The organism is Fuchsiella alkaliacetigena (genome assembly GCF_023227765.1).
Classification (GTDB): domain Bacteria; phylum Bacillota; class Halanaerobiia; order Halobacteroidales; family Acetohalobiaceae; genus Fuchsiella; species Fuchsiella alkaliacetigena.
Genome location: NZ_JALKBZ010000086.1, coordinates 1 through 6,364, shown reverse-complemented (window position 1 = coordinate 6,364; position 6,364 = coordinate 1). Strand labels below are relative to the sequence as shown.

Here is a 6,364-nt window from a genome sequence, read left to right as displayed (position 1 = left end):
TCAGAGAATTAAGGGAAATCCCACTTTTATTTTCAATTTTTAAGTCTAGATTATTTTACTTGCCGAATTCAAGTTAATACTACCTTTATTAATACCTAAAACCAGCTCAAAATTATACTTAAAAAATCTCAGTTTTCCTTTATAATTCTAAAAACATCTTGCTCAAAATCTACACTAAACCTAAATACCTACCAATAGAAAGATCAGATAGGGAATTACCAAATTGCTTGACTATACCGAGATTACCAGTATTTCTATTCTAATGCAAAAGTATTTAGAGGTATTAGTGTGACAGAAAAACTTGAAAATTTTTTAGCTCCTATTTATAGAGCTATACTTAGAAATATGGTATAATTAGAATATCGAGGTGAAAAAATATCAAAAATAAATTAATTTATTTTTTAATAATAACAATATTCTCATTACTAATTGCTTGCACTTCTCCAAATGAAAGTGAATATAATAAAGAAAAAAATAATTTAAAAGCCTACTTCCCTTTAAATGAAGAGTTATCATCTCAGTTTGCTGGCGAAGGTATTGCTTTTCCTTCTTTAGATAGAGAAATAATGTTCGTTGAAGGTTCTTTAGTCCAAATACTTGATAAAGGGTCGGCAACAAATATAGTTTCTATTTTTGAAGTTAAAGAGAATCAAATAAGAATAATATATGAAGAAGGTGAGTTTTATAGAGAGGATAATTTAATTAAAAAATTTGCAGAAAATCCACAGATCAAAAGAATAATTTTAAAAACTCCTCTCGAAGAAGGTACTTCCTGGGAAAGTGCAAAACATAAAAAAGAAATTGTTGAAGTAAATAAAACAGTAAATCTCCCAGCAGGAAGTTTTCATGATGTAGTTAAAGTCCAAAGCAGTCCTCTATCTGAAAAAGATAATTATGAAACTTATAGGTACTATGCTAAAAATATAGGATTAATTAAGCAAGTAACTAAGGGAGAAGAATATGAAAACAGGCTTGAGTTAGAGTTTTATGGTAATAGATAGGAAAACAGGGCCCTATTCAAAAGAGTTGATCTCCCCTTGCTTGCTAAGCGCTAAGTTAAAAGAAATTATGTCCGTTGTGATAGACTCCATACGCTGCCGATTATCGTACTCAAAATCTGTTACTTCTTCACCTGAAAATCAACTTAAACTTCCCTAAACTCAGTATTTATGGGGAAGTTTTTATATTATAAAGGAAAATACAATTTGTTTGTAGAAATCAACAGACAACAGATTAAAAGCTTATTTTTACTAAATATGGGAGGGGAAGCTATGCGAGCTAAATTAAAAAATACAAATTTCAATTTTAAAAAACTAATTATAATTTTATTAATAATAAGCTTACTATTAATCAGCGGGGGAATTTTTTACCTAACTAATTATTTTGATGCTAATCGTTTAAAAAGATTGGTAATCCCTAGATTAGAAGAGAACCTAAAACGCGAGGTAGAGATTGCTGATATTGGTCTCAGCTTTTGGCCTCAGATAGGAATTAATATCACTCAATTTAAAGTACATAACTCCAGAGACTTTGAAAACGATTATCTTTTAAAACTAGAAGAACTTAACTTAGGTGTAGCACTTAGACCCTTATTAAGTAGAGAGTTAGAGGTAGAACAGCTTAGCTTCCTAAATCCTACTATTTATCTGGAAAAAAATCAAGCTAAAGAAATTAATTATCAACTTGACTTAGCAGAACAGCAGGAAGAAGATATAGAAGTAGAAGAAGAAGGAATTAAACTTTCACTTAGTATGGATAACTTTCAAATAGAAGGTGGAAAGATAGAATACATAGATAAAATAAATAGTTTAACTGCTACAGTTGAAGGGGTTGAAAGTCAGCTTGGACTTAACTTAAGTGAAAATAGAACTAACCTTAGAGTTGATAACCTTGCTTTTAATAGTTTAGATCTAGGTTTAGAGCAAGACAACTTCCAACTAACAGATTTTAGCACTAATTTTATACTTAAACTAGAAGAAAATAAAATAGAAGTTGATGATTTAGTAGCTAATTTAGGAAATTCTCAATTAAGCTTAGCTGGAAGCCATTCTGAAGCTGGCTTAAACTTTCAGTTAGGATCTGAATTAGCTTTAGCGGAATTAAAAACTATGCTACTTCCAGATAAAGAGCTTGATTTAAGAGGAAATCTTTCTTTAAATCTAGCTGCTCAAGAATTAGATTTAGCTACAATTGAAGATGACTTAAGTGAGCTATCTTTAAACGGAAAATTAGGTTTAGAGGAAGTAGTAATTGACGGAAATGCTTTCCCTTCGCCAATAGAGAGAATTAATGGACAACTCCTTCTAAAAGAAAATAATATTTCCCTTGAAGAGTTACAAGCTCATTTTGAGGAGGCTGATATTAGCTCCTCCTTGCAGATTGAAGACTGGCCGGGAATGGTAACGGCTCTTTTAAATGAAGCTGATTCTTTACCCGGATCTGCAAATATAGATTTAAAAACTAAAGGATTAGATATAGAAGCTATAATGAATGAATTGGAGTTCGAAGAAGAAGCGGAAGCAATAGAACTTCCCAACTTTAATTTGAAAGCTGGGATAGAGTTAGAAGATACTCACTATCAAAATTTACATTTGAATAATGTAACTGCTAATTTATATACAGAGCAAGGAGAGTTAATTATCGATAAGGCTGTTATTAATCAAAAGCCTAGCGCTTTAGCTTTAACAGGCCAGTTAAGTTATGGTGATTATCTAGCTACTCAGGATTTAGAATACCTGCTTATAGATTTAGCAGTGGAAGTAGATCTAAATCTAGATCAGCTTAATGAAGAATTGATAGCTTTTAATTCTGACTTTGCTGATTATAAATTGACAGGAAGTATTTTAACCGACTGGGAGTTAACCTTTAAAGCTGCTGACTTAATAGATTCTCCGCTTGATAACTTGGCTCAGTTAGACTTATCAGGAAATTTAGTTGTTGATAGTAGAGATATTAATCTACCTCAGTTAAATGATGAGGTAGAGAAAATTGCTGCAAAACTTGCACTTGATAATCAGGAATTAGAATTAACAGATTTAGATATTCGTTTAACAGAATCAAATTTAGAAGGTCAAATGCAGCTTAGCAAATGGGATAAACTAGTACTGTTCTTACTTGATAAGGAAGAAGTTAATAATTCAACACTGACAGTTGACCTTAATTCTGAATTATTAGCAATGGAAGAACTATTAGTTTACTTACCAGAAGAAGCTAAAGAAGAAGATCCAGAACAAGAATTGGATTTAGACTTTATTTCAGAACTCTCTCTTAACGGCCAAGCTTATATTCAAGAGTTCAAATCTGAAAAGCTATTTTTAGAAGAGTTAGGAGCAGATTTTCAGTTAACGAACGGCTTAGCTGAAATTCAAAACTTAGACTTTAAACTAGCTGAGGGTCGGGCTCAAGGTGAAGCTAGCTTAGATTTAACTAAAGAAGAACCTACTCACCAGGGATATTTAATATTGAATCAAGCAGAAGTTAATAAGATTTTAAGCTCTTGGACTAACTTTGAAGATCATATATACGGAAAAACGGATTTAGATCTAAGCTTTAGCGGTCAAAGCTTAGAGTTTGAAAAACTATCAAAGAATCTAAACTTAGATGGAGAAGTTAAAATTAACGAAGGAAATTTAACTCATCCAGAGATAGTTTCTAATCTTAATAACTGGTTTAATATCTTTGAGCAAGATAGTTTAGAGTTTAAAGATTTAAAAGGGCAAGTTACTTTAGAAGAAGGTAAACTCTATCTAAATAACTTTAACACTCAGACTGCTCGAGGAGATATTGATTTTGAGGGCTATTCTACTTTAGAGGGTGAACTAAACTATGAATTAAGTTATTTATTATCTCCGGAAGCTTCGGAAAGATTAAGACTGCCTCAAAAGGAGTTCTTTTACGGCCCTGATAATGAGCAAATACAGTTAGACTTTAAATTAGAAGGCAGTGTATTAAAACCAGAGTTCAGTTGGGATAGATCTAGAGCTGAAGAAAAAATTAAGGAAGAAGCAGAAAAACAAAAGGAAAAAGCAAAAGAGAAAACAGAAGAAAGAGTTAAAGATGAAATAGAGGAACTTGAAGATCGAGTGCGAGATTTATTTTAACCTGCTAGAATTTTATAGGTTGTTAAAAAAGCTTAACCTACTTTTTTAACAACCTATTTCAATCAAAAAAAACAAACAATCCATATAGAAGACAATAATAGTATTCTTTGCTATAACAGAAATATTATTTTAACGCAATTCAAAAGACATAACATTAAATCCAACTTCCAGAAAAGCTAATTGTTTAACCTATGTTCTTTATAATCTTCATTACCTTTAACACCACAATAAATCCAAATTGGAACAGCCCCTAAGGCTGGAATTATGCTTCCCAGAATAATTGCTACAATAAATATGGCAAGCCCTTTTCCAACCATACCTTTATATCAGCTTTTATTTTGCTTATCCTTAAGCTTATCAAGCAAGCTATCACCTCATTATATAGTTATTTCATCCTTAATCTCTTCAAAACGGCCAGAACCTATTCCATTCACTTTTTTTATATCTTCAATTCTCTCAAAGGAGCCTACATTCTCTCGATATTCGATAATTCTTTCAGCAATAGCTGCTCCAACTCCACCTAGCTCCTGCAATTCTGCTTTAGAGGCAATATTAATATTAATTTTTGCTTGAACTATATCCGCTTCTATATCTGCATTAATAGTATAGGTGTCACCATCTGTTTTAACTACTATATTCCCGTGCTTATCATTACGATAAACATCCACTCCGCTACTCTTAAACCTTTCCAAAACCTCATCGTGAGGATGACCGTAACGATTATCTTCCCCTAACTGAATTACAGCTACCTCTGGATTTACTTCTTCTAAAAATTCAGGTATGGTGGAGCTGCTAGATCCATGATGAGCTACTTTAAGAACCGTTGCTTCTAAATCAAAATCTGAAGCTAAGATTTCTTTTTCTGCTTCTTTTTCGACATCTCCTGTAAATAAAAAAGAGATATCTCCATATTCAAGATGTAAAACTATAGAAGCATTATTCAAACTATATCTTTCCACACCGCTTCCCGGATGCAACACAGCAAAGTTCAATTCTCCTAATTGGATATTCTCTCCCCTTCTTGGAGTATGGAAAAGAATATCTTTTCTATCAATTAAACGAAGATAGTCTTCATATGTCTTGGTAGTATGTACCCTCCCACTATCGTAAACTTTCTCTACTTCAAAGTTTTCTATTACAGCTGGTAAGCCTCCAATATGATCAGCATGAGGATGGGTTCCTACTATAGCGTGAACAGTACTTACATTTTGCTCTTCTAAATAGCCTGTCAGTCTATCGGCTACCCAGTTAAATCTATCGCCTCCATCAATCAGCATATTTTTATCTTCTGGAGTCTGAATTAAAATAGCATCGCCTTGGCCAATATCTATGAAGTGAACTTGTAATTCCGAAGCAAAGACCGTAAAGGAAGTAGCAATTATCAATAAAATAATTAGTGGTATTATTAGTTTTTTATTTAGTTTATTCATTAGTAATTCCTCCTAAAGTAATTTAATTTTAGATCAACAATTCTTTCAAGCTCTTACCTAACGGAATAAGTAGATAATAAAAACTAAGTTCCCTTTTCAAACTCAAACCAGTTAGGTATTCTTCGCTGCTTCCAACTAGCTATATGCTGTTTTTCACCAATATAATAATTTCTATAAGATTCAACTACACTATTAACCTTATACTGATCAGGCATGCATTTTACAAATTCTGTTCTATCTATATCTGGTAATTCTGCTTCATTATTTTTAAGCCATTCCAATTTTTCTTGAGTTTTGTGAGTTTTACCATATCTATAGGTATATTCTTGACATAATTCTAATCCTAAATCAACTAACCATCTATAGTTATTTATAGATTTTACAACCCACTTAGTACAAGGATGGCTTTTATGAGTAAGCCTATATAATTCATCACTTTTATTTCCAGTTAAATGATGAGCAGCAGATAATAGTTGAGCAGTTTCTAGTATCATTTTTATCACATGTTTATCTGTATGGTATCTGGCACACTTCTTCACATCTTCATCTAATACGAATATATTCATTACTTTGTCACTAAGCCTCCCTTTCTATAAAAAATTAATTTTCACCCTTATTCTTAAGTTTATTTAGTAGTTTACCAACCCACTTCTTCCACTATTCAATAGTATCTCTATCTATATCAAAGGAAATATTAAGATAATCCCCTTCTTTGGCCTCCCCCCTATCCACTTAAATATAATTTAATGTATATTATCTCTTTCTATGCAACTAATTGTAACTTATTTCCATCAAGGTCTAAAGTGTCGTAAACTTGTTCTATAGGAATTCCTT

At 31.9% G+C, this 6,364-nt stretch carries 4 protein-coding genes; 2 read left to right on the top strand and 2 right to left on the bottom strand.

The window, feature by feature from the left end; translation table 11 throughout:
• The first annotated feature begins 566 nt into the window (after positions 1-566).
• Positions 567-1,001: a hypothetical protein gene (locus MWH30_RS13285; protein WP_248664580.1), complete on the top strand. Its 435-nt coding sequence runs from the start codon at positions 567-569 to the stop codon at positions 999-1,001.
• 270 nt (positions 1,002-1,271) lie between these two features.
• Complete coding sequence (locus MWH30_RS13280) at positions 1,272-4,100, top strand: AsmA family protein (protein WP_248664579.1); 2,829 nt, start codon at positions 1,272-1,274, stop codon at positions 4,098-4,100.
• A gap of 377 nt (positions 4,101-4,477) precedes the next feature.
• On the opposite strand, the gene MWH30_RS13275 is transcribed toward MWH30_RS13280, so the two are convergent.
• On the bottom strand, positions 4,478-5,530 hold the full coding sequence (locus MWH30_RS13275) for an MBL fold metallo-hydrolase (protein WP_248664578.1): 1,053 nt from the start codon (positions 5,528-5,530) through the stop codon (positions 4,478-4,480).
• An 83-nt stretch (positions 5,531-5,613) separates the two neighbouring features.
• Positions 5,614-6,096: a pyrimidine dimer DNA glycosylase/endonuclease V gene (locus MWH30_RS13270; protein WP_248664577.1), complete on the bottom strand. Its 483-nt coding sequence runs from the start codon at positions 6,094-6,096 to the stop codon at positions 5,614-5,616.
• Between the last annotated feature and the right edge of the window lie 268 nt (positions 6,097-6,364).

What these genes read in the sequence shown, in the direction of transcription:
- MWH30_RS13285 (WP_248664580.1), top strand. Translation starts at nt 567, where the DNA reads ATGTTCGTTGAAGGTTCTTTAGTCCAAATACTTGATAAAGGGTCGGCA.
- MWH30_RS13280 (WP_248664579.1), top strand. Translation starts at nt 1,272, where the DNA reads ATGCGAGCTAAATTAAAAAATACAAATTTCAATTTTAAAAAACTAATT.
- MWH30_RS13275 (WP_248664578.1), bottom strand. Translation starts at nt 5,530, where the DNA reads ATGAATAAACTAAATAAAAAACTAATAATACCACTAATTATTTTATTG.
- MWH30_RS13270 (WP_248664577.1), bottom strand. Translation starts at nt 6,096, where the DNA reads ATGAATATATTCGTATTAGATGAAGATGTGAAGAAGTGTGCCAGATAC.